The following is a 19,388-nucleotide window of genomic DNA, read 5'->3' on the forward strand; positions in this document are numbered from 1 at the left end:
ATGAAATACGCTTTAAGCTTTTTTATTGTAGGGATAATTTTGCTGTCTGACCGCTTAGCGACAGGACAGAATTTGACTAGTGCTACGCCTGAGGGTACAGTAGTTTCATCGCAAAAAAGGCTCGCAGATACACCTCCTATGGGGTGGAATTCTTGGGATTGTCTAGGGTGGACGGCTACAGAAGCGCAAGTCAAAGCTGCGGCAGACTATATGGATGAGCACCTCAAACATCTAGGGTATGAATACATCGTCATCGATCAGGGGTGGTTTGCAGATAGTGCGTCGAGTAGTTTTGAAGCATTTGTCCATGATGAAATATCCTCGAAACCCACGTATACATTGGATTCATTCGGGCGATTGATGCCTGATGTGATCAAATACCCTTCCAGCAAAAATGGTAAAGGGATGAAGCCATTGGCAGACTACATTCATAGCAAGGGGTTGAAATTTGGGCTGCATCTACTGCGTGGTATTCCATGGGAATCGGTAGAAATGGATATGCCTATCAAAGACTCAGACTATTCGGCTTCCTCTATCGGTCAGCCCACCAAAGGGTGTGATTGGTACGATGGCTTTTATGGAGTAGATATGACCAAGCCAGGAGGACAGGCCTATTATGATTCTGTTTTTGAACTGTTCGCCGAATGGGGAGTAGATTATGTGAAGTCAGACGATGTGATTAATGAAACCGAGTTTTTGGCCATAAGCAAGGCTGCCCGAAATTGTGGAAGAGACATTGTATTGAGTGTGGTGCCTGCCAATATTGAATGGGAAGTGCTCAAGGAAAACTGTGATTTGGCTCGTACAGGTCACGACTATTGGGATGTGTGGCAAATGCTCAAGCAAGCATTCGGTGATGCTAATGCTTACACGAAATACCGAGGTGATGGATTTTGGCCCGATTTGGATATGTTGCCAGTGGGCAAATTAGGAAAGGAGATAAGTTATAAAGGACCTGAAGAGAGGATATCGAATTTTTCTGAAGATGAATTAAAAACCTTGTTGTCATTATGGTATATCTCACAAAGTCCATTGATGATAGGCGGGTATTTACCCGAAACGGACACATTGACTCTTCAACTACTGACCAACGAAGAGGCAGTAGCAGTAAGTAAAAAAAGTGTAAATAGTAGGCAAATCAAATATCGAAATGCGATGGTCATCTGGGTATCGGATATTCGAAATTCAGAAGATAAATATTTAGCCATGTTCAATATTTGGGAAACATTTAAACCTATAAATATGAAAGTGGCATTTGAACAAATAGGGATAAATCCTCACAAAGAGTACGTATTTCGAGACTTATGGTCGCATGAAGATATCGGTACTTATCAGAAAGAATTTATGGCACCAGTGGTGACCCACGGAGCGCGATTATTTAAAGTATCAATGAAGTAAAACCAGAGAGGTTTTCGAATAAAAAAACAGACATGAAAAAGAATTTTATCCTAGGGATTGTAATGGCCACTGCAGGTTTGTCAGCATGTATGTCTGGCCAGACTAGAGAAAAGAATATAAATACAGATTTGCCACCATCCGTGAAATTGGCACAAACTCCTCCTATGGGCTGGAATAGCTTCGATAGTTATGGCGTCTACTTGCACGAAAAAGCTGCCATGGAAAACCTAGAAGCCATGGCAACCAAGTTAAAGCCATTTGGATATGAGTATTTTGTGATAGACAATGGGTGGTTTGGAGAATATGAATTGGCCGAAGGAAGTATCTGTTCGGTCGAAAAACATGCGAGTGATGTCAATATCAATGAGTATGGCATTTTGCAGCCTTCGAATACTTACTTCCCGAATGGAATTAAGCGAATTGCCGATCGAGCACACGAACTGGGGCTCAAATTTGGAGTTCATTTGATGAGAGGTATTCCCAAAAAAGCCTACCAACTCAATACACCTATAAAAGGCACCAATTATACTGCTAGAGACATTGCTGACACAGTCAATATCTGTAACTGGTGTGGGTATAACTACGGCGTTGATATGTCCAAGCCAGGAGCACAAGAATTCTACAATAGTCTGGTTGATCAAATGGCCGAATGGGGAGTGGATTTCCTCAAAGTCGACGACATAGTGCCCTTTCCCAAAGAGGTAGAAGGTATCGCCAAAGCGGTTGCACAAGCATCTAGGCCAATTGTATTGAGCCTAAGTCCAGGTGGAAATGTAGACGAGGACGCTTTGGGTTTTTTTAAACAAGGCAACATGCTACGAGTGACACACGACATCTGGGATGATCAATTAGGTATCGATCAATGTTTTGAAGCTTGGAAAAAGTGGGGAGGCAAAGAAGCATCAGGTTTTTGGATAGATATGGATATGATTCCATTTGGTGAATTACAAATCATGTCTCCAAAACCAGAGTCCTTGTCCTTGTCTCATCAGGAATTAAAGCAGGTAAAAGCAAAAGGAGAAATGAACAATGTCGCCTTATTATCAGGAAAAGGATGGCATCGTCAATCTGAATTTACAAAGGATCAAATGTATACTTTCATTACCATGAGGGCATTGGCAGCTTCTCCACTTATGATGGGTGGAAATTTACCAACGCTTGATGATTTTTCTTTTCAACTAATTACTAACGCTGAAGTATTGGCATGTAATCAAAATGGAGTGATGGGTACTTTGAAATATGAAAAGGATGCGATCGAAATGTGGGTTACACCAGCCAAAGACAATGACGTCGCTTGGGTCGGTATTTTTAATAGGTCAGACTCAGATAAAACATTTGTGCCAAGTCAAATATTTGAAGCGGCCAAAATTACTTTGACGAACAAATCTGTATTTGATATCTGGGCAAACCAAAACTTTAAGGTGAGCGATGAGGCGACTGTAGGTCCAAATGGAGTAGTATTTCTAACAATTAAATCATGAAAGTAAAAATAATAATAGGTCTTTGGGTATGGATTGGAATAGCATGTCAGCAAAAAGAAGTACAGCCACCCAATATTTTATTTGCCATAGCAGATGATGCCTCATGGGCACATATGGGAGCGTATGGGTGCGATTGGGTGAAAACACCAGGGTTTGATAGAGTAGCCAAAGAAGGGCTTCTTTTTATGAATGCCTATACGCCCAATGCAAAATGTGCTCCCTCACGTGCTTGTATTTTGACTGCGAGGAATACCTGGCAACTCGAAGAGGCGTGTAATCATTCGCCTGCTTTTCCTAAACAGTTTGCTTCATATATGGAGGTGCTTGGCAAGCATGGTTACAATACAGGTTTTACAGGAAAGGGATGGGGCCCTGGCGATGCAGGTGAAATAGATGGTAAACCGAGGCTCTTGACAGGCCCAGTTTTTAAAAGCAAAACCACAAAGCCTCCGACAAGCATGATGTCAGGTACAGATTATGCGGAAAACTTTGATGACTTTTTGCAAGCTACATCAAGTGAGAAACCTTGGTGCTTTTGGTACGGAGGGCACGAGCCACACCGCAAATATGAGTATGGCTCAAGTATATCAAAGGGAGGAAAAAAATTAGAAGACATTGATAAAGTACCAGATTTTTGGCCTGACACAGATTCTGTAAGAACAGACATGTTGGATTATGCCTACGAAATCGAATATTTTGATCAACATTTAGTGAAAATGATCGATCGTCTTGATTCTTTGGGGCAATTGGACAATACCATTATAGTAGTCACGGCAGATAACGGAATGCCGTTCCCTAGAATCAAAGGACAAGAGTATGAGTACTCAAACCATTTGCCACTAGCAATCATGTGGCCAAATGGCATCAAAAAACCAGGCCGAAAAGTAGAAGATTTAGTGAGTTTCATTGACTTGGCACCCACGTTTCTAGAAGCCGCAGGTGTAGCATGGTCTACATCAGGTATGTCCGAATCACCAGGTAAAAGTTTGATAACGATATTTAGTCAATCAGTCAATGAAGTGTTTAGAGACTTTGTGGTTTTTGGAAAAGAACGACACGATGTAGGCCGACCGCAGGATCAGGGTTATCCAATTAGGGGCATTACCAAAGATGGCTATCTGTTTGTTAAGAATTATGAGCCCAACAGATGGCCTGTAGGCAATCCAGAGACAGGTTATCTCAATACAGATGGAGGAGCTACCAAAACATTTATACTAAACATGAGAAGAAATAGGGTGGACTCGGGGTATTGGCAAATGAATTTTGGCAAGCGACCAGTTGAAGAACTCTATAACATCAAAAAGGATCCTTTTTGTATGGATAATTTGACAGACAATGGGGATTATGTCCATGTAAAACATGCATTAAAAGAACACTTGTTTGCCACGCTGCGTGAGGAAGGAGACCCTCGTGTATTTGGCCAATCAGACTATTTCGAAAAAATGCCCTATAACGGAGCAGTACAAGGAATGTATGAGCGTTTTATGTCTGGGGAAAAAATCAATACGGGATGGGTCAATGATTCGGACTATGAAACGGAAATGATTTTGGACGAACAATTAGAAAGAGCCAAATGAGAGGACGTATAGTTATTTACTGTTTTTTGATAGTAGTGTCGAGCGCACACCTAATGGCACAAAATGTATTGCCTACACCTACTAGTATGCAAGTGAGAACGGGTACGTTCATCATGGAGACGGCATATTTAGTGACCAGCAATATGGACTTGAAAAAAAAGGCATTCTACCTGACGGATGAGATGGAGCAGTTGACCAAGCTCACGGGACGGTTTGAAGCAAAGCAGGATACAGGAGAGATCTCTTTGTTGGTCAATGATTTTCCTGAGTTGGGTCGTGAAGGTTATTATCTCGACATCACCTCTCAGGGTATCATTATCAAAGCTAATAACGAAGCTGGGATATTTTATGGAATCACTACACTACTGCAGTTAGCATTCGAATACAAAGCATTTGGTCGAATAGAATGGCCTCTGATCAGTATTACAGATGTACCTAGGATGCGATGGAGGAGTTTTATGTTTGATAGTGGTAGGCAATACCATACGATGCGCCATCTCAAAGAATACCTTGATCATATGGCAATGCTCAAAATGAATGTATTTCATTGGCATTTGACAGAGCATGACGGTTGGAGAATAGAAATAAAGCGTTATCCCAAACTGACTTCCATAGGGTCAAATGTAGGGCCTTGGCCAGAACAAAAAGGGTATTATACCCAAGATCAGATTAAAGAAGTAATAGCTTATGCAGCCGAAAGGAATATAGAGGTAGTTCCAGAAATTGACCTGCCAGGCCATTCCAATGCTGCATTACATGCTTATCCAGAAATGGCCTGCATGGGTGAGCGACCAGTGAGATTAGAAAAAGGACATTCACCAGTTATTTTTTGCGGAGGAAGAGAAGCTACTTATACATTTTTAGAGAACGTGCTAGACGAGGTGATGGCTTTATTTCCTTCTCAATACATTCATTTGGGGGGAGACGAAGCACCAAAAGACCATTGGGCGGTTTGTGATGATTGCCAGGCTAGAACCAAGAAAGAAGGCTTGAAAGATTCACATGAATTGCAATTGTATTTTTCTAAAAGGTTAGCGCTATACCTTCAGGAAAATGGGAGAAAAGCCATTTTCTGGGATGATGTGGTAAGAGACAACGAAGGGATCAAAATGCCAGCAAATACAGTAATCAATTGGTGGAATTATCGAAAACACAAGGAGAAAGGACTTGTCGATGGTGTAAACAATGGCTTTGAAGTTATAGCAGGGACCAATTACTATACTTACCTGTTTTTCCCTATTACGCCATGGGCTGGGTGCAACGAAAACCGTACGTTCGACTTAAAAATGGCTTATGAATCCAACCCATCAGACATCGACCATTCAAGCGACCTAATGCTAGGTATGTCTGCAAGTATGTGGGGCGATTACAATATCCAACAAAACATGAATGACAGATTTGTATTTCCAAGGATCTACGCACTCACCGAACAAATGTGGTCTACCGCCAAACGATTGCCTTTCAATGATTTTTACACTAAAGTGAAAGGAAAATACCCCTACCTGACCTACAAGCATATCGACTATGGCCCAGCATTAAAATCAGAAACACCTGACGACTACTCATGGCAATACAATGAGGTTTGGGGAAAAAAGTAAGGCGAAAAAGTCTGATAATCAACGGTTATAGAGCAATTCTAACCTATCGTAAATGGATACTAAAAGTATGACAATGAAAACAAATAGAATAATATGGAATCAATCATGGGTAGCTATAGTCGTATTATCTATGTGGTCTTGTGCTAAACCAGCAGAATACACCACAGACCCTATAGAAAAGCCAAACATCATCTACATCTTGGCGGATGATCTAGGTTATGGTGATTTGGGCTGCTATGGACAAACCAAAATAGCTACGCCCAACATAGATCAACTAGCTGCCGATGGTATGTTGTTTACTCAGCATTATTCGGGCAGTACAGTTTGTGCTCCTTCGCGTTCTGTTTTGCTCACAGGATTACATACAGGCCACACATTTGTCAGGAGCAATCGTGAATATGGAGACGAAGGTCAATTCCCATTGAAAGCCGAAGCTACCACGATTCCAGAAGTGTTGAAAACCGCAGGCTACACCACAGGTGCTTTTGGGAAATGGGGCTTGGGTTTTGTGGGTACTGAAGGAGATCCAAACAAGCAAGGGTTTGATCAGTTTTATGGTTACAACTGTCAGGCCTATGCTCATCGGTATTACCCAACCTATCTGTGGGATAACAGTGAAAAAGTAATACTTGAAGGCAATGATTGGACCAATAAGAAGGTCTATGCAGCTGACCTGATTCATAATGAAACCTTAGATTTTATACGTGATAATAAAGAGAATCCATTTTTCTTATATGTGGCCTCTGTCATTCCTCATGCAGAGTTGGTAGCACCAAACGATTCTATATTAAGTAAATATGAGGCTCAATTTCAAGAGGAAACACCTTGGGGTTTTAATAATACGAGCGGAAGCCCATATAGAGGGAACGACTACGGTGCTGAAGATTTTGAAATTCAAGGTTATGCTCCAATAAAAAATCCTCACGCCACATTTGCGGCCATGGTTACTCGGTTGGATCAGCAGGTAGGAGAGATAGTGGCTCTGGTCAAATCACTTGGGTTAGAAGAAAAAACCATGATCGTATTTACCAGTGACAATGGACCGCATAAAGAAGGTGGGGCAGATCCAGATTTTTTCAATAGTTATGGTCCCAATAGAGGCTATAAACGAGATTTATATGAAGGGGGAATTCGTGTGCCAATGATTGTCAGCTGGCCTAGTGTGGTTGACAAAGGCTCTATTACAAATCATATTTCTGGTTTTTGGGATATTTTACCTACTGCTGCCGAACTGGCAGGTGCAACTCCCTTGTCCGAAGTCGATGGGCTATCGCTGGTGCCGTTATTAAAAGGAAATAAAAAGGACCAGAAAAATCACGAATACATGTATTGGGAATTTCATGAACAAGGAGGAAAACAGGCCGTGAGAGTAGGAGACTGGAAAGGCGTGCGTGTAGATGTCATCAAAAGCCCTCATGCGAAGATTGAATTATATAATCTTAAAAACGATCCCAAAGAATTGAAAAATTTGGCGGACGAATTGCCTGGAGTCGTAGCTGAAATAAGTGTTATCATGAATAAAGCAAGAACTCATAATGAAGACTTTCCATTCATCAGCGGACAAGAAATAAACTTATAATTCATGATTAATATGCTTAAATATATTTTGTTGATCTCGCTTTTAGCAGCATTTGGTTGTCGAAAGGATACAAGAGATGAGCGTGCTGAAAAACCAAATATCATATACATATTGGCTGACGACTTAGGTTATGGAGATCTGAGTTGCTATGGTCAAAAGCAATTTCAGACGCCTAATATTGATAAGCTCGCTGCTAATGGCATGTTGTTTACGCAGCATTATGCAGGAAGTGCTGTTTGTGCACCTTCACGATCAGTATTGATGACTGGGCTGCATGCGGGGCACACTTATGTGAGATCCAATGTAGAGTATAAAAAAGGAGAAGAAGGCCAGTACCCCTTGGCTGATGAGGCATACACGATCCCCGAAATGCTCCAGTCGGCAGGTTATAAGACGGGTGCATTTGGTAAATGGGGGCTAGGCATGTGGGATACCGAAGGTAACGCCAATAAGCAAGGTATTGATTATTTCTATGGTTATGCCTGTCAGCGACAAGCCCATAGGTATTATCCAACCCACCTATGGGAGAATGGGAAAAAAGTGATACTCGAAGGCAATGATACTAAACAACTTGCCCAGTATGCGCCAGATTTGATACATGAGAAGACACTCGATTTTATTCGAGCGAATCGGTCAAAACCATTTTTTGCTTATGTTGCCTCTGTTATTCCTCATGCCGAACTTTTAGTTCCAAAAGATTCGATTTGGGATCAGTTTGATGGAAAATATCCAGAGACGCCTTGGGGTTTTGACAACACATCGGGCAGTCCATACAATGGTAATGCCTATGGTGCTCCAGATTATGATTTTGGTGGATATAATCCAGCAGAGCAACCACATGCATCGTTTGCAGCTATGGTTACACGGCTTGATGTTCAAGTAGGTGAAATCGTTGAACTGCTCAAGGAGTTGGATATCTATGACAATACGTTGGTCATATTTACCAGTGACAATGGACCGCATGAGGCAGGCGGTGGCGATCCAGACTTCTTCAAAGGATTTGGTACTGTGAGAGGGTATAAACGTGACTTGTACGAAGGAGGCATTCGAGTGCCAATGATTGCCACGTGGCCTAATACGATCAAAAAAGGAGTTCGATCAGATTATGTATCGGCTTTCTATGATGTGATGCCCACTTTTGCCGAGTTGGCAGGTGTATCGGCCCCCGAGGGTATAGATGGGTTGTCATTTGCTCCAGTATTTTTTGGTAATGATCCCAAAGAAAAACATGATTATTTCTATTGGGAATTCCCGTCTCAGGGAGGAAAACAGGCAGTACGTATGGGAGATTGGAAAGCCGTCCGATTGGGACTAATGGCGGATGCGAATGCACCGATAGAACTGTATGATTTAGAGTCAGACCCCCAGGAAACTCAACGATCTAGCAGAAGTGTATCCTAAAATTGTATCCGATATGTTGGTCTTTATGAATGAAGCCCATCAATCTTCTCCTGCTTTTCCATTGAATAAAAATGAAAAGAAAAAATAGCAGTATGGGTATAGCACAAAGATTATTTGTTTTGGCTGTTTTGGTTACGGTTCAGTGGTCGCCCGTTTGGGGAGGCCACTGGGACTTTGATCATACTAATGATCGTGTATGGATTGGAGAAGAGTTTTTATCCACTCCGCTAGAAGATTGGAGAGTGAGTAATCAGCGGGTTGAATGCGTAGGGAATAATAGGGATATGCGTGTCAATGTACTGACACATTTGGCTGGAGCATCAGGTGATCTAGAAGTAAAAGTGAAAATGGGCTTACTCAATGTTAATGCTTCCAGAGGCAAATCAGGTCTACGTATAGCCTTACAAGATCATACGGATAACGACATTAAATCACTTTGCTATTATGGTAAAGGCATTGATGTCGGTGTTGATCGCAGTGGGGTGTTATTTGTCGGTGAGCAGTCTACGAGATTGGATACTCAATTCGATTGGTCAAATTTCGAAATCATAGTTAAGGCGACCGCTAATGATGGCCTTTATACCCTTAATGTTTCTGCCAAAGATGTAAAAGAGCGGTCGGCCAGTATTGTCTTAGAAGGAATACCTTCGATTAAAGGAATGATTGCTTTAGTTAATAGTTTTGATAGCAAGCCTGATCAAGAAGGAGCAAAATACTGGTTTGATGACTTGTCTGTAGCTGGGACAAGTATACAGGAGCAACCAGAAAATGCCTTTGGTCCGATTTTGTTCAACATGTATACACTGAGCCGAGAGGTCATGAAAATGTCCGTACAGATGCCTCCAATTGGTGCTCAAGATGCTCAAGAAGTAACTTTAGAGCTGAAACAAGGAGATACTTTTCAGCAAATAGCTACAGCGAAAATATTAAAAGATTCAAGATTAGCTATTTTCAGAATAGAAAATTGGGACAGCACATCCGATCATATGTATCGTTTGGTTTATAACGGGCGCATACCCAACGGTACTCCAAAGAAGTATTACTACGAAGGGCGTATTGCCCATGATCCCATTGATAAACCATTGGTGATTGGCGGGTTGACTTGCCAGCATTGGGCGGGTTATCCATACAGACCATTGACTGAAAATCTGGCTTCAGTAGATCCCGACCTTTTATTTTTTTCAGGAGATCAAGTATATGAGCCAAATGGAGGCTATATGATTGAGCGTGAAGACCCTACCAAAGCCATTGTCAATTATTTGGGGAAATGGAATATGTTCGGTTGGGCATTTGGGTCATTGATGAAAGACCGTCCTACGATTTGCATACCAGATGATCATGAGGTTTATCAAGGCAATCTTTGGGGTGAAAATGGCAAATTGATTGGGTTAAATAATTGGAAGACAGGAGCAGATCAGCTTGGTGGGTTTGTACAGCCAGTGCCCATGCTTGATGTAGTCATGAAGACCAATTCGGCACATTTACCAGATCCATATGATCCTACACCAATGCAGAATAACATCCCTGTTTACTACTCGGATTTGGTATATGGCGAAGTGAGTTTTGCTATTATAGGCGACAGGGTATTTAAAAGTGGACCAGACCAGGTAGCATGGTGGGAGGGTCGTAAAGACCATATTGCTTTTGATCTGGATGATCCAAGTAAGTTGGAAAACGATGACTTGGTACTTTTAGGTGAGAGACAAGAAGAATTTTTACGCATGTGGTCTCAAGATTGGCAAGGGGCAAAGATGAAGTCCATTTTAACACAAACGGCATTTGCTAATGTGGCGACACATCATGGGCCAAATAGCCAATATTTGCATGGAGACATGGATTCGGGTGGCTGGCCCAAAGGCAAACGCGATGTAGCTGTAGACTTGATGCGCAAGACAGGTTCGTTTCATATCTGTGGCGATCAGCATTTGACAGCTTTGGTCCAATATGGCATAGACCAGCAGCGAGATGCCGTTTGGTCTTTTATTACACCAGCCGTTTCTACGGGATACGAAAGGCGTTTTTTGCCTGATCGAGTAGACAAACCAATTGTCAATCGCCCCTCGCCAGAATGGCCAAATACGGGGGAGTATCAAGATATATTCGGCAATTATTTATACGTCGCAGCAGTGGGCAATCCTATAGACAATACTAAAAGTAAAGACCGGTATCAAGTGGCAGCCAATAGGGCGTCAGGGTTTGGTGTGATAACTTTTGATAACCAAAACAGGACGATTCGCACAGATGCTATTCCTTTTTTGGCCTCTAGGGATCACACAGGGGATTTAAAGCAGTTTGCTGGATGGCCTAAGATCGTCAAACAAGAGGAAAGCTTTGGGATAGGGGCACTGTATAGTTTGCCGATACTCGATGTAAAAGGAGCAAAAGATGCTGTGGTGCTGATCACTAATGAGCAGGGTGAATTGATGATGTCGTATCGAATAAAAGGGCAGACGTTTCAACCGAAAGTTAGAAATGCAGGAATGTATAAAGTCAAAATAGGTGATCCAGATGTGGATGAGTGGGTGACTAAAAAAATCAAAACCTTAAATGGAAATAAGTCTTCATCTGTGAAATTCAAATTATGAAAAACAGAACCGTATTGATCGTAAAAGGGCTCTTTTTAGTGTGTTTGCTGGCGAGTGCTTGGTCTCTTCGGTCTCAGCCAAGCTGGGGGCAACTGAAGCCCAATGTGCAATTCGAATATCGAAAACAGCAAGACAAAAAAAAGTTGGACTTGACTTGGGAAAAATCAGTTTCGGTACTCACCATCAAGATAATGAGCATCGTGGGAGATGATTTGGGTGTGATCGAATGGGATGGGAAGCCAACAAGGAAAATGGCCTTGGATGTAACTGATCTGCCAAATGTTCCTCCCATGTACACATTTGTAATGAAAAATGGACAGGAATGGAGTTATACATTTAAAAGCAATAGGAAAAAATAGTACATCATGAAAATAAGCATAATCACATCTTTGATTGTTTCATGTTGGTTGATCAGCTGCAACAGTGAGGACATGAATCCTCACATGCTTGTCGAAAATGGAGAAGCTAAAGCTGTCATCATCTTGCCTGAAAATACGAATACTTTGCAGGAGGAAGCCATTGTAGATTTTGTATCTACTGTAAAACGTGCTACTGGCGTTTTGATCGATACTTTATCTAGTGAACGAGCACAAAAGAGAGATGGGGTTACGAAAATCATTTTCGGACCGAGTGCTTTGACTGAAAAACTAGGAATTGATACCAAGGGTCTTCAGGAGGAAGAGTTTTGGATTGTTCCTCATGGTCAATATTTGATCATTTTGGCAAAAGATATTATACACGAAACAGCACCAGATAACATATGGAGAAGTAAAGAAGCAGAAAATTCAAGGGTTACACAATGGGCATTGGGTTATCTATTAGATAGATACCTAGGCGTACGATGGTTATGGCCAGGCGAGTTGGGTACCTATGTGCCACAGCAGAATACAGTAAGTCTTCCTGATTCAATTGTGCAGTTTCAACAGCCTCTTGTTCGGCGGTGTTTTAATGTCATAGAAGAAAATAAGCCAAACCTAACTTGGCTGGGGTATCATCAGTTTGCTGGCGAGCGAAAAGACTATCACTTTCAGCATTCCTTTCGTAGAGGTGGAGACAATGGCGATTGGTATGAAAAGTACCATCAGACCCACCCAGAGTATCTGGCCAAAAGCCCTGATGGGATCGTGCCCCCACCCCCCAAGCGAGGGTTCTATCACCTCTGTCTTTCTAATCCTGACGTGGTATCCTTGATTGTAGAAGGTTGGGAAAAGTCAGGTATGCCCGACTATTGGGACATCACACCTAATGACGGCAACCGGTTTTGTACCTGTGATAGTTGTCGTGCATTGGATGAAACGTATGGTGCAAATTCCTATACCAAAGAAGAGATTTGGAAAAAGCCAAGTCATGTTTCATTGACAGACCGTTATGTGTGGTTTTGGAATCAAATAATCACTGCTATGCGCAAAAAAAATCCCGAAGTTAAAGTAGGCGTGTTCTTATATTCTGCGTATCGAAACCCTCCCAAGAAATTAAAAGTCAAGGAGGGCATCGTCGGAGAGATTGTCCATGGTTTTGATTTTTCATTTTGGCAAGAGTGGCAGGCAGTAGGAGTAAAGGAAATTGGCCTCCGGCCGAATTGGTTATATATGGGTGCTAGTGCCCCTCATTTGCCATTGAGAAAAATCGGGTCATATATCGAACAAGCCAGAGACAACGGGATGACTTTGATTGATATGGACTGTTTTCATGAGTATTGGGCTACACAGGGGCCTATTTATTATCTCATTACCCGATTAATAGCTCGGCCAGATTTAAATACTTCAGCAGTACTAGATGAATATTGTGAGGCGTTTGGCAGTGCCAGTGAGCAGATCAGAGCTTATCTCGATTACTGGGAGACCTATAGCGAAAAAGTAGCCTTTAATATTCCAGCTGGAGGTAGCCTTTCTCAGGACGACAATGGATTATATGCCCAAGTGAGCCGTCAAGCGTTTGGACAAGTCATGCATCCTCTAAAAGGGCATTGGAAAATATTACCCTACATATATAACCAAGAAGTTTTGGAGCCTGCGTATGCAATCCTAAAGGGAGCTCAAAATAAGGCGGCCAACAAAGAGGAGTTGGCAAGAGTGAATTTTTTGATCCACGGGTTGAAAATGGTTGAGATAGACAGTGAATACATGCTTTCGTCCACAAGCAAAGAGAAGAAAGAACGCATGTCTCAGTTAGAGCAATTTGGGGCTGATATGCATGAAAAATATGGATACTGGCAAAGCAAAGATGCTTTCTTCATCAAATATTGGGGTCTTTATGATAAAGCGATGGACGCCTCTGAAATGTAAACTTTTAAAGCTATGAAAATATCAAAACAATATCTACTGGGAGCTATGTTGGTCTTCCTAATAGTGAGCAATCAATTGGTGCATGCAAAAAAACACTTTACTGAAGACAGGTTGGAGCTCTCAAAAGTATCCGTAATGTTTGAATATAAATCAGATGGAAATAGACGCTTATTATTTCTTACTTGGTCCGAATCGATAGCCATAGAGAAGGTGATGGCAATCACTATTGCAGGATTAGATTTAGGTGTAGTATATGAAGGCGATAAAAAAAAATCGAAACGAACAACAATAGATATAACTAAACTGCCCAAAGGGCCACACATGTACAAATTCTTTTTGTCAGATGGTCGAGTATTGAATGAGATATTTAATGAGGTCGAACATTGATCTTCATCATAGGCAAAAGCCATTAGTTGTAATTTTTTTATAAAAAAATAGCATGAGTAGTATCGACAAAAAAGACCTGTACCACTGGTGCAGCATTCTATATAGTAACTTGGAAAATCACCCTGGTCTTAAAACACCGTTTAAACTAACCGTCGATTCGGCTGAGATGGGAGAGCTGATGGCGAGAGACTTTGTAGAGGATATCAAGAACGCAGGATCCGAAGGTCGTGCTTTTAGGGCGATAGTCCCTTGTGGTCCTAAATGCTGGTATGAGCCGTTTACCAAAATCGTCAATGAAGAGGCTGTATCTCTCAAGCACGTGACTGTTTTTCATATGGATGAGTGTTTAGACTGGGAAGGGAACCTGCTGGCCAAAAATGACCCCTACAATTTCAGAACCTTCATGGAAGAGCATTTTTATGGAGGAATCAAAGAAGAATTGAGCGTGCCTATAGCACAGCGAATTTTCCCTGAACCCAGCCTGATAGAAGAGATTAAAACCAAAATAGCAGAAGCCCCAATAGATGTTACCTTGGGCGGGTGGGGCCAAGATGGACACATCGCTTATAACCAAACCAGACGGCATCCATTTAGTCACATTAGTATTGAAGAATTGCGCAATTCTGAGTTGCGTATTCAAGACAATAATCTCGATACCATCATCACGTTGGGGCAGCGGTCCTTTGGGGCTGCCTATCAGTTTGTGCCACCCATGTCTATTACATTGGGAATCAAAGAATGCCTATCAGCTAAGAAGGTAAGGTTATATAGTGACACAGGAAGTTGGAAGCAAACCGCACTACGCGTAGGGTTGTTTTCGGATGTTACTACCGAATACCCGTTGACGCTATTGCAAGATCACCCAGACGCGATGTTGATCGCAACGGTAGATACGGCATCACATCCGATTTCCGAAAACCCAGCTTGGGAATTCAACGGGGTTAATGTATGAGCACACTGCAAGTCAATCATGAATTGGCCTACAACTATATAGTGGGCATCGGAGGTATAGGCAGTGGTATGCTATTTTCTTTGCAAGGATCGCACAATTTGGGGCGTAATGAAAGTCGATTGGCAACATTAGAGCCTTCTAAGGATTTTTGTAAACAGCACATTATCATGCATTACTTAGCTGTTTTGCTTGGAGCTCAACCCCATGGTCGCTTCCAAAGCTTCCCCATTGGTAAAGTAGGGCAAGATGATGTAGGAAAAGAATTGTATACCATGATGCGTCAGGTAGGGATGTCTGTAGAAGGTATAGCTAAAAGTACTGAAAAAAGGACTTTGTTTAGTGTATGCTATCAATACTCAAATTTTGAGGGGGGTAATATAACTACAGATAATAGTGCCAGTAGTGAGGTGATCCCTGCAGATATTGAACGCTTTTTTTATGATAAAGATGGCTTGATAAATAAACGAGGCATGACACTCGCAGCGCCAGAAGTAGGGATCGATGCAAGGTTAGCTTTACTTACCAAAGGACGTGAGATGGGATTGTTCAATGTGGCTGCAGTTTTATCCTCCGAAGTGTTGGAATTTGAAAAAAGTGGAGGGTTTGAGATGGTGGATTTGTTGGCGGTTAATATTGATGAAGCCCAGCACATTGCACAAAAAATGGAGGGGAACAGGGAAACCAAGGTGCTTGTAGATAGTTGTTTGAAACGTCTTCAATTAGCAAACCCAAACATCATCTTACTGGTGACAGACGGTGGTCATGGGAGCTATGTCTGCCAGAGAGATCGTCAGGAGTTTGTGCCTGCCATAGAGACAGAAGTGGTTTCAACTGCAGGAGCGGGAGATGCTTTCTTGTCCGGGACATTGACAGGCATTTGTAGTGGATTGCCCTTGTTTCGTCAAAACGATAACGTAGGGTTGCATACAGCGGTAGAATTAGGGACGCTTGTAGCCTCTATGTCTGTCACGTCAGCAGATACGATCCACTTGGGGTTAGATGCTGATTCACTCAGGGCTTATGCCCAGTCCAAAGAAATAAAAATTGAATTTTTCCAATCAAAATCTATAAACAGATGAGTTATAAGCTAAGATTCATTCAGCGTTTTCAATTGGACAAAACAGCCGAATTTATGGCAATAGAAAAACAATTTGCAGCTTTCGAAACACAGTACCCAGATTTTCCAAAAGGAAGACGGTATGTGCCACATGTCGGAAGCCTCCCTGTCAATACTTTGATATGGGAATGTGATTTTGATACCCTAGACGAGTTGCATTGCGCACATGATTTCTTGATGAAAGATGACCGGCATGAAGATTTGTTTCAAGTGCAGTCGGTTTATCTCTTAGAAGCTTATACAGAAATATACCGTCCATACGATAGCTAAAACAGGACTCACATGAAAATATCACATATAAAAGAGGTCATTCCCGAAACCAACATTATGATATTGTCGCCACATTATGACGACGTATTGTTTATGCTAGGAGGATATATTGAGGCCTTGAAGTCAGCGAATTTGCTATCAACCAAGCAATTTGATATCAAGTTGATTTTTGCGCAAAGCAATTATCAAGCACGAACAGGTGAAGGCAATTTTGATGTCAGCACAAGTAGAATCAAGTTCGCCACAGGCAACCGTTTGATCGAAGACATCCAATGTAATAATGAACTTCTCGGTTCCCATAATTATAAATATGAGTTGCTCAACGAATTGGAATGTTTTGCCAGAGGAAAGGCATTTGCCAACAGTGAAATGGAGTTTCCACACGGTATGTTTCCAGACTTTGACGAAAATGATCATGTTATATATGAACGGATGAAGGATAGGATTAGAAGTTATGCCGCACAGTCAGATACAGCCATCGTTTTTCCTATGGCAATCAAAGAACACATTGACCACTTTATTATAAGAGAAGCGGGATTGTTTGTGGCCAAGGAACTTGGAGTTAATGCTCATGCCACTTTTTATTTTCAGGAGGACAAACCATATGGAGGGATTGCCACAGCAGAAGAACTTGCACGAATGGATTGCTTTGTGACAGAAAATAACTTGCATAGTTGCTGGTTTGAATATGAACCAGCAGAAATGATCGAAATGGCATTCAAGCATTATATCAGTCAAGTCGAGGATGTTTATAAAAAAGGCATCAACGATCGCGCTGCTTATTGGCAAGACCAATTGCTAACCTCAAGGGGGGTGGATAGAATTTGTAAATACCAAGCTTAAGCAAGATGTTAGAAGAATTGAAAGAAAAAGTGTGTCAAGCCAATTTGGATTTGGTAAAACACGGTTTGGTGTTGTTTACTTGGGGCAATGCCAGTGCGATAGATCGCAATCAGAGACTTGTCGTAATCAAACCCAGTGGTGTCAGTTATAGCCAAATGAAATCAGCAGAAATGGTGGTGGTAAACTTGGCTGGTGAGGTGATCGAAGGGCGGTATAAGCCGTCCTCAGATACCGCTACTCATTTGGAATTGTATAAAGCATGGCCAGAAATAGGCGGTGTTGTACATACCCACTCTACTTATGCTACGGCATGGGCGCAGACAGGGTACGATATCCCAATAGTCGGCACAACTCAAGCAGATTATTTTTATGGGGATATACCTTGTACAAGAGATATGTCTGTGGATGAAATTGACCGAGCCTATGAGTTGGAGACAGGAAAAGTTATAATTGAGAGGTTTGAGAATCTTAACCCCACAGAAATGCCAGGAGTGGTTGTAAAAAATCATGGGCCATTTACTTGGGGTCGATCTATCGAAGAAGCCGTGCATAATAGCGCGGTGATGGAGGAAATAGCCAAAATGACTTATATCTCTTCTCAGATCAATTCAAAGATGACAATGAATACACATCTTACAGAGAAGCATTATAAGAGAAAACATGGCAAAAATGCGTATTACGGTCAGTGATCTTTTGGTGGCTGTGTGGGGAGGCCTGCTAGGTGTAGCATGTGCTCCGCAGAAGTATGTGCAGCATTACGAATTTACAACCATAGTAGGAGCTAAAGGCGGCTATATCGATGGAAGCCTATCCGAGGCTAGGATGCGTAGCCCAGAAGGCATTGCTGTGGATCAATATGGCTCGCTATATGTGACAGAATATAGAAATAATATGGTTAGAAAAATCACTAACGATGGCCAAGTGCTCACCTTGGCAGGCAAATATGATCATGTAGGGGCTGTAGACGGTAAGGGAGAGGAGGCATTATTCAACAGGCCACATGGGTTGGCAGTTGCGCGAGATGGAACGGTGTACGTGTGTGATATGCACAATCATGCCATTCGCAAGATTAGAACAGACGGTATCGTCAGTACTTATGCAGGGCAGATGGGGCAATCGGGCGATGCAGATGGTTATCGGTTAAGCGCTCGTTTTTTGAAGCCAGAGGCCATTGTTATTGACAGTGAGGACAATATTTATATAGCTGATACTTATAATTTCACAATTCGAAAAATAGCAACAGATGGTCAGGTGACTACTATTGCAGGAAAGGCAGGCGAGGCAGGTAGTTCAGATGGACCTGGTCAGGAAGCACGATTCAATATGCCCATGGGATTAGCTATTGATGGTATAGGAAGTCTATATGTGGCAGATGCTAACTATGATGGGGAAGAACCTGGCAATTGCACGATTCGGAAAATATCAGTTGGCGGAGCAGTGACGACCATCGCAGGTCGAATAAGAAAAGCAGGCCACCTAGATGGCAATGGCTTACAAGCAGAATTCAATCGGCCTGTAGGCATTGCTGTGACCAAAGAGGGTGTGGTCTTTATCGCAGATACAGAAGCAGATTTGATTCGAAAAATAGATCAAAATGGACAAGTTTCTACCATCGGAGGAAGCTATTTGGTCGAAGGGTTTCAAAACGGGATCGGGAGTGAGGCAAGGTTTAAAGACCCCCAATCAATCACTGTAGACGACCAAGGAAATTTATTCATTGCAGACACTTTCAACCATCGAATTAGGCATGGTAAGCCAGTTTTTGGAACAAAATAGACCCATGTACGAACAATAATTTTTTTGAGTCTCTGGACAATTGAAAAGACCAGTTCGAACAATTTTATAATCGTCCTACAGCCATATTAAATCTAGCTTTGAAAAATATTGGTTTCAGTGAATCGGATGATCAATTAAT

The 19,388-nt window shown here is 41.9% G+C and carries 16 protein-coding genes; all 16 read left to right on the forward strand.

The features are described from left to right. The 16 genes from N7E81_RS07620 to N7E81_RS07695 all read left to right on the forward strand — a co-directional run bounded on the left by N7E81_RS07620 (window position 1) and on the right by N7E81_RS07695 (window position 19,249). The gene (locus N7E81_RS07620; RefSeq protein ID WP_263052694.1) at window positions 1-1,398 is read left to right on the forward strand and encodes a glycoside hydrolase family 27 protein; all 1,398 of its coding nucleotides are present in this window, start codon (window positions 1-3) and stop codon (window positions 1,396-1,398) included. A 32-nt stretch (window positions 1,399-1,430) separates the two neighbouring features. Continuing rightward, the gene (locus N7E81_RS07625; protein ID WP_263052695.1) at window positions 1,431-2,879 is read left to right on the forward strand and encodes a glycoside hydrolase family 27 protein; all 1,449 of its coding nucleotides are present in this window, start codon (window positions 1,431-1,433) and stop codon (window positions 2,877-2,879) included. Continuing rightward, complete coding sequence (locus tag N7E81_RS07630) at window positions 2,876-4,456, forward strand: sulfatase family protein (protein ID WP_263052696.1); 1,581 nt, start codon at window positions 2,876-2,878, stop codon at window positions 4,454-4,456. The genes N7E81_RS07625 and N7E81_RS07630 overlap by 4 nt, the downstream gene beginning before the upstream one ends. Then, the gene (locus N7E81_RS07635; protein ID WP_263052697.1) at window positions 4,453-6,054 is read left to right on the forward strand and encodes a beta-N-acetylhexosaminidase; all 1,602 of its coding nucleotides are present in this window, start codon (window positions 4,453-4,455) and stop codon (window positions 6,052-6,054) included. Before N7E81_RS07630 ends, N7E81_RS07635 begins: the two co-directional genes overlap by 4 nt. 73 nt (window positions 6,055-6,127) lie before the next feature. Continuing rightward, entirely contained in the window at window positions 6,128-7,633 is a 1,506-nt protein-coding gene (locus tag N7E81_RS07640) for an arylsulfatase (RefSeq protein WP_263052698.1), read from the forward strand. A gap of 12 nt (window positions 7,634-7,645) precedes the next feature. Then, window positions 7,646-9,034, forward strand: coding sequence for an arylsulfatase (locus tag N7E81_RS07645; RefSeq protein WP_263052699.1), 1,389 nt, complete (start codon window positions 7,646-7,648; stop codon window positions 9,032-9,034). A gap of 71 nt (window positions 9,035-9,105) precedes the next feature. Next, complete coding sequence (locus N7E81_RS07650) at window positions 9,106-11,619, forward strand: alkaline phosphatase D family protein (RefSeq protein ID WP_263052700.1); 2,514 nt, start codon at window positions 9,106-9,108, stop codon at window positions 11,617-11,619. Continuing rightward, window positions 11,616-11,978: a hypothetical protein gene (locus tag N7E81_RS07655; RefSeq protein ID WP_263052701.1), complete on the forward strand. Its 363-nt coding sequence runs from the start codon at window positions 11,616-11,618 to the stop codon at window positions 11,976-11,978. Before N7E81_RS07650 ends, N7E81_RS07655 begins: the two co-directional genes overlap by 4 nt. A gap of 6 nt (window positions 11,979-11,984) precedes the next feature. Beyond that, window positions 11,985-13,904: a DUF4838 domain-containing protein gene (locus tag N7E81_RS07660; RefSeq protein WP_263052702.1), complete on the forward strand. Its 1,920-nt coding sequence runs from the start codon at window positions 11,985-11,987 to the stop codon at window positions 13,902-13,904. 12 nt (window positions 13,905-13,916) lie between these two features. Beyond that, window positions 13,917-14,291: a hypothetical protein gene (locus tag N7E81_RS07665; RefSeq protein ID WP_263052703.1), complete on the forward strand. Its 375-nt coding sequence runs from the start codon at window positions 13,917-13,919 to the stop codon at window positions 14,289-14,291. Window positions 14,292-14,343: 52 nt separating this feature from the next. Further along, window positions 14,344-15,243 (forward strand): sugar phosphate isomerase family, encoded by a 900-nt coding sequence (locus N7E81_RS07670; RefSeq protein ID WP_263052704.1) that lies wholly within the window; start codon window positions 14,344-14,346, stop codon window positions 15,241-15,243. Then, window positions 15,240-16,322 (forward strand): carbohydrate kinase family protein, encoded by a 1,083-nt coding sequence (locus tag N7E81_RS07675; RefSeq protein WP_263052705.1) that lies wholly within the window; start codon window positions 15,240-15,242, stop codon window positions 16,320-16,322. The genes N7E81_RS07670 and N7E81_RS07675 overlap by 4 nt, the downstream gene beginning before the upstream one ends. Continuing rightward, entirely contained in the window at window positions 16,319-16,630 is a 312-nt protein-coding gene (locus N7E81_RS07680; RefSeq protein WP_263052706.1) for a hypothetical protein, read from the forward strand. Before N7E81_RS07675 ends, N7E81_RS07680 begins: the two co-directional genes overlap by 4 nt. 12 nt (window positions 16,631-16,642) lie before the next feature. Then, a complete protein-coding gene (locus tag N7E81_RS07685; protein WP_263052707.1) occupies window positions 16,643-17,473 on the forward strand; it encodes a hypothetical protein in 831 nt (276 codons plus the stop codon). A gap of 5 nt (window positions 17,474-17,478) precedes the next feature. Next, window positions 17,479-18,162, forward strand: coding sequence for an L-ribulose-5-phosphate 4-epimerase (locus tag N7E81_RS07690; protein ID WP_263052708.1), 684 nt, complete (start codon window positions 17,479-17,481; stop codon window positions 18,160-18,162). Continuing rightward, the gene (locus tag N7E81_RS07695; RefSeq protein WP_263052709.1) at window positions 18,134-19,249 is read left to right on the forward strand and encodes an NHL repeat-containing protein; all 1,116 of its coding nucleotides are present in this window, start codon (window positions 18,134-18,136) and stop codon (window positions 19,247-19,249) included. The genes N7E81_RS07690 and N7E81_RS07695 overlap by 29 nt, the downstream gene beginning before the upstream one ends. Window positions 19,250-19,388: the final 139 nt, after the last annotated feature.

Source organism: Reichenbachiella carrageenanivorans, from assembly GCF_025639805.1.
In the GTDB taxonomy this organism is placed as follows: domain Bacteria; phylum Bacteroidota; class Bacteroidia; order Cytophagales; family Cyclobacteriaceae; genus Reichenbachiella; species Reichenbachiella carrageenanivorans.

What these genes read in the sequence shown, in the direction of transcription:
- N7E81_RS07620 (WP_263052694.1), top strand. Translation starts at nt 1, where the DNA reads ATGAAATACGCTTTAAGCTTTTTTATTGTAGGGATAATTTTGCTGTCT.
- N7E81_RS07625 (WP_263052695.1), top strand. Translation starts at nt 1,431, where the DNA reads ATGAAAAAGAATTTTATCCTAGGGATTGTAATGGCCACTGCAGGTTTG.
- N7E81_RS07630 (WP_263052696.1), top strand. Translation starts at nt 2,876, where the DNA reads ATGAAAGTAAAAATAATAATAGGTCTTTGGGTATGGATTGGAATAGCA.
- N7E81_RS07635 (WP_263052697.1), top strand. Translation starts at nt 4,453, where the DNA reads ATGAGAGGACGTATAGTTATTTACTGTTTTTTGATAGTAGTGTCGAGC.
- N7E81_RS07640 (WP_263052698.1), top strand. Translation starts at nt 6,128, where the DNA reads ATGAAAACAAATAGAATAATATGGAATCAATCATGGGTAGCTATAGTC.
- N7E81_RS07645 (WP_263052699.1), top strand. Translation starts at nt 7,646, where the DNA reads ATGCTTAAATATATTTTGTTGATCTCGCTTTTAGCAGCATTTGGTTGT.
- N7E81_RS07650 (WP_263052700.1), top strand. Translation starts at nt 9,106, where the DNA reads ATGAAAAGAAAAAATAGCAGTATGGGTATAGCACAAAGATTATTTGTT.
- N7E81_RS07655 (WP_263052701.1), top strand. Translation starts at nt 11,616, where the DNA reads ATGAAAAACAGAACCGTATTGATCGTAAAAGGGCTCTTTTTAGTGTGT.
- N7E81_RS07660 (WP_263052702.1), top strand. Translation starts at nt 11,985, where the DNA reads ATGAAAATAAGCATAATCACATCTTTGATTGTTTCATGTTGGTTGATC.
- N7E81_RS07665 (WP_263052703.1), top strand. Translation starts at nt 13,917, where the DNA reads ATGAAAATATCAAAACAATATCTACTGGGAGCTATGTTGGTCTTCCTA.
- N7E81_RS07670 (WP_263052704.1), top strand. Translation starts at nt 14,344, where the DNA reads ATGAGTAGTATCGACAAAAAAGACCTGTACCACTGGTGCAGCATTCTA.
- N7E81_RS07675 (WP_263052705.1), top strand. Translation starts at nt 15,240, where the DNA reads ATGAGCACACTGCAAGTCAATCATGAATTGGCCTACAACTATATAGTG.
- N7E81_RS07680 (WP_263052706.1), top strand. Translation starts at nt 16,319, where the DNA reads ATGAGTTATAAGCTAAGATTCATTCAGCGTTTTCAATTGGACAAAACA.
- N7E81_RS07685 (WP_263052707.1), top strand. Translation starts at nt 16,643, where the DNA reads ATGAAAATATCACATATAAAAGAGGTCATTCCCGAAACCAACATTATG.
- N7E81_RS07690 (WP_263052708.1), top strand. Translation starts at nt 17,479, where the DNA reads ATGTTAGAAGAATTGAAAGAAAAAGTGTGTCAAGCCAATTTGGATTTG.
- N7E81_RS07695 (WP_263052709.1), top strand. Translation starts at nt 18,134, where the DNA reads ATGGCAAAAATGCGTATTACGGTCAGTGATCTTTTGGTGGCTGTGTGG.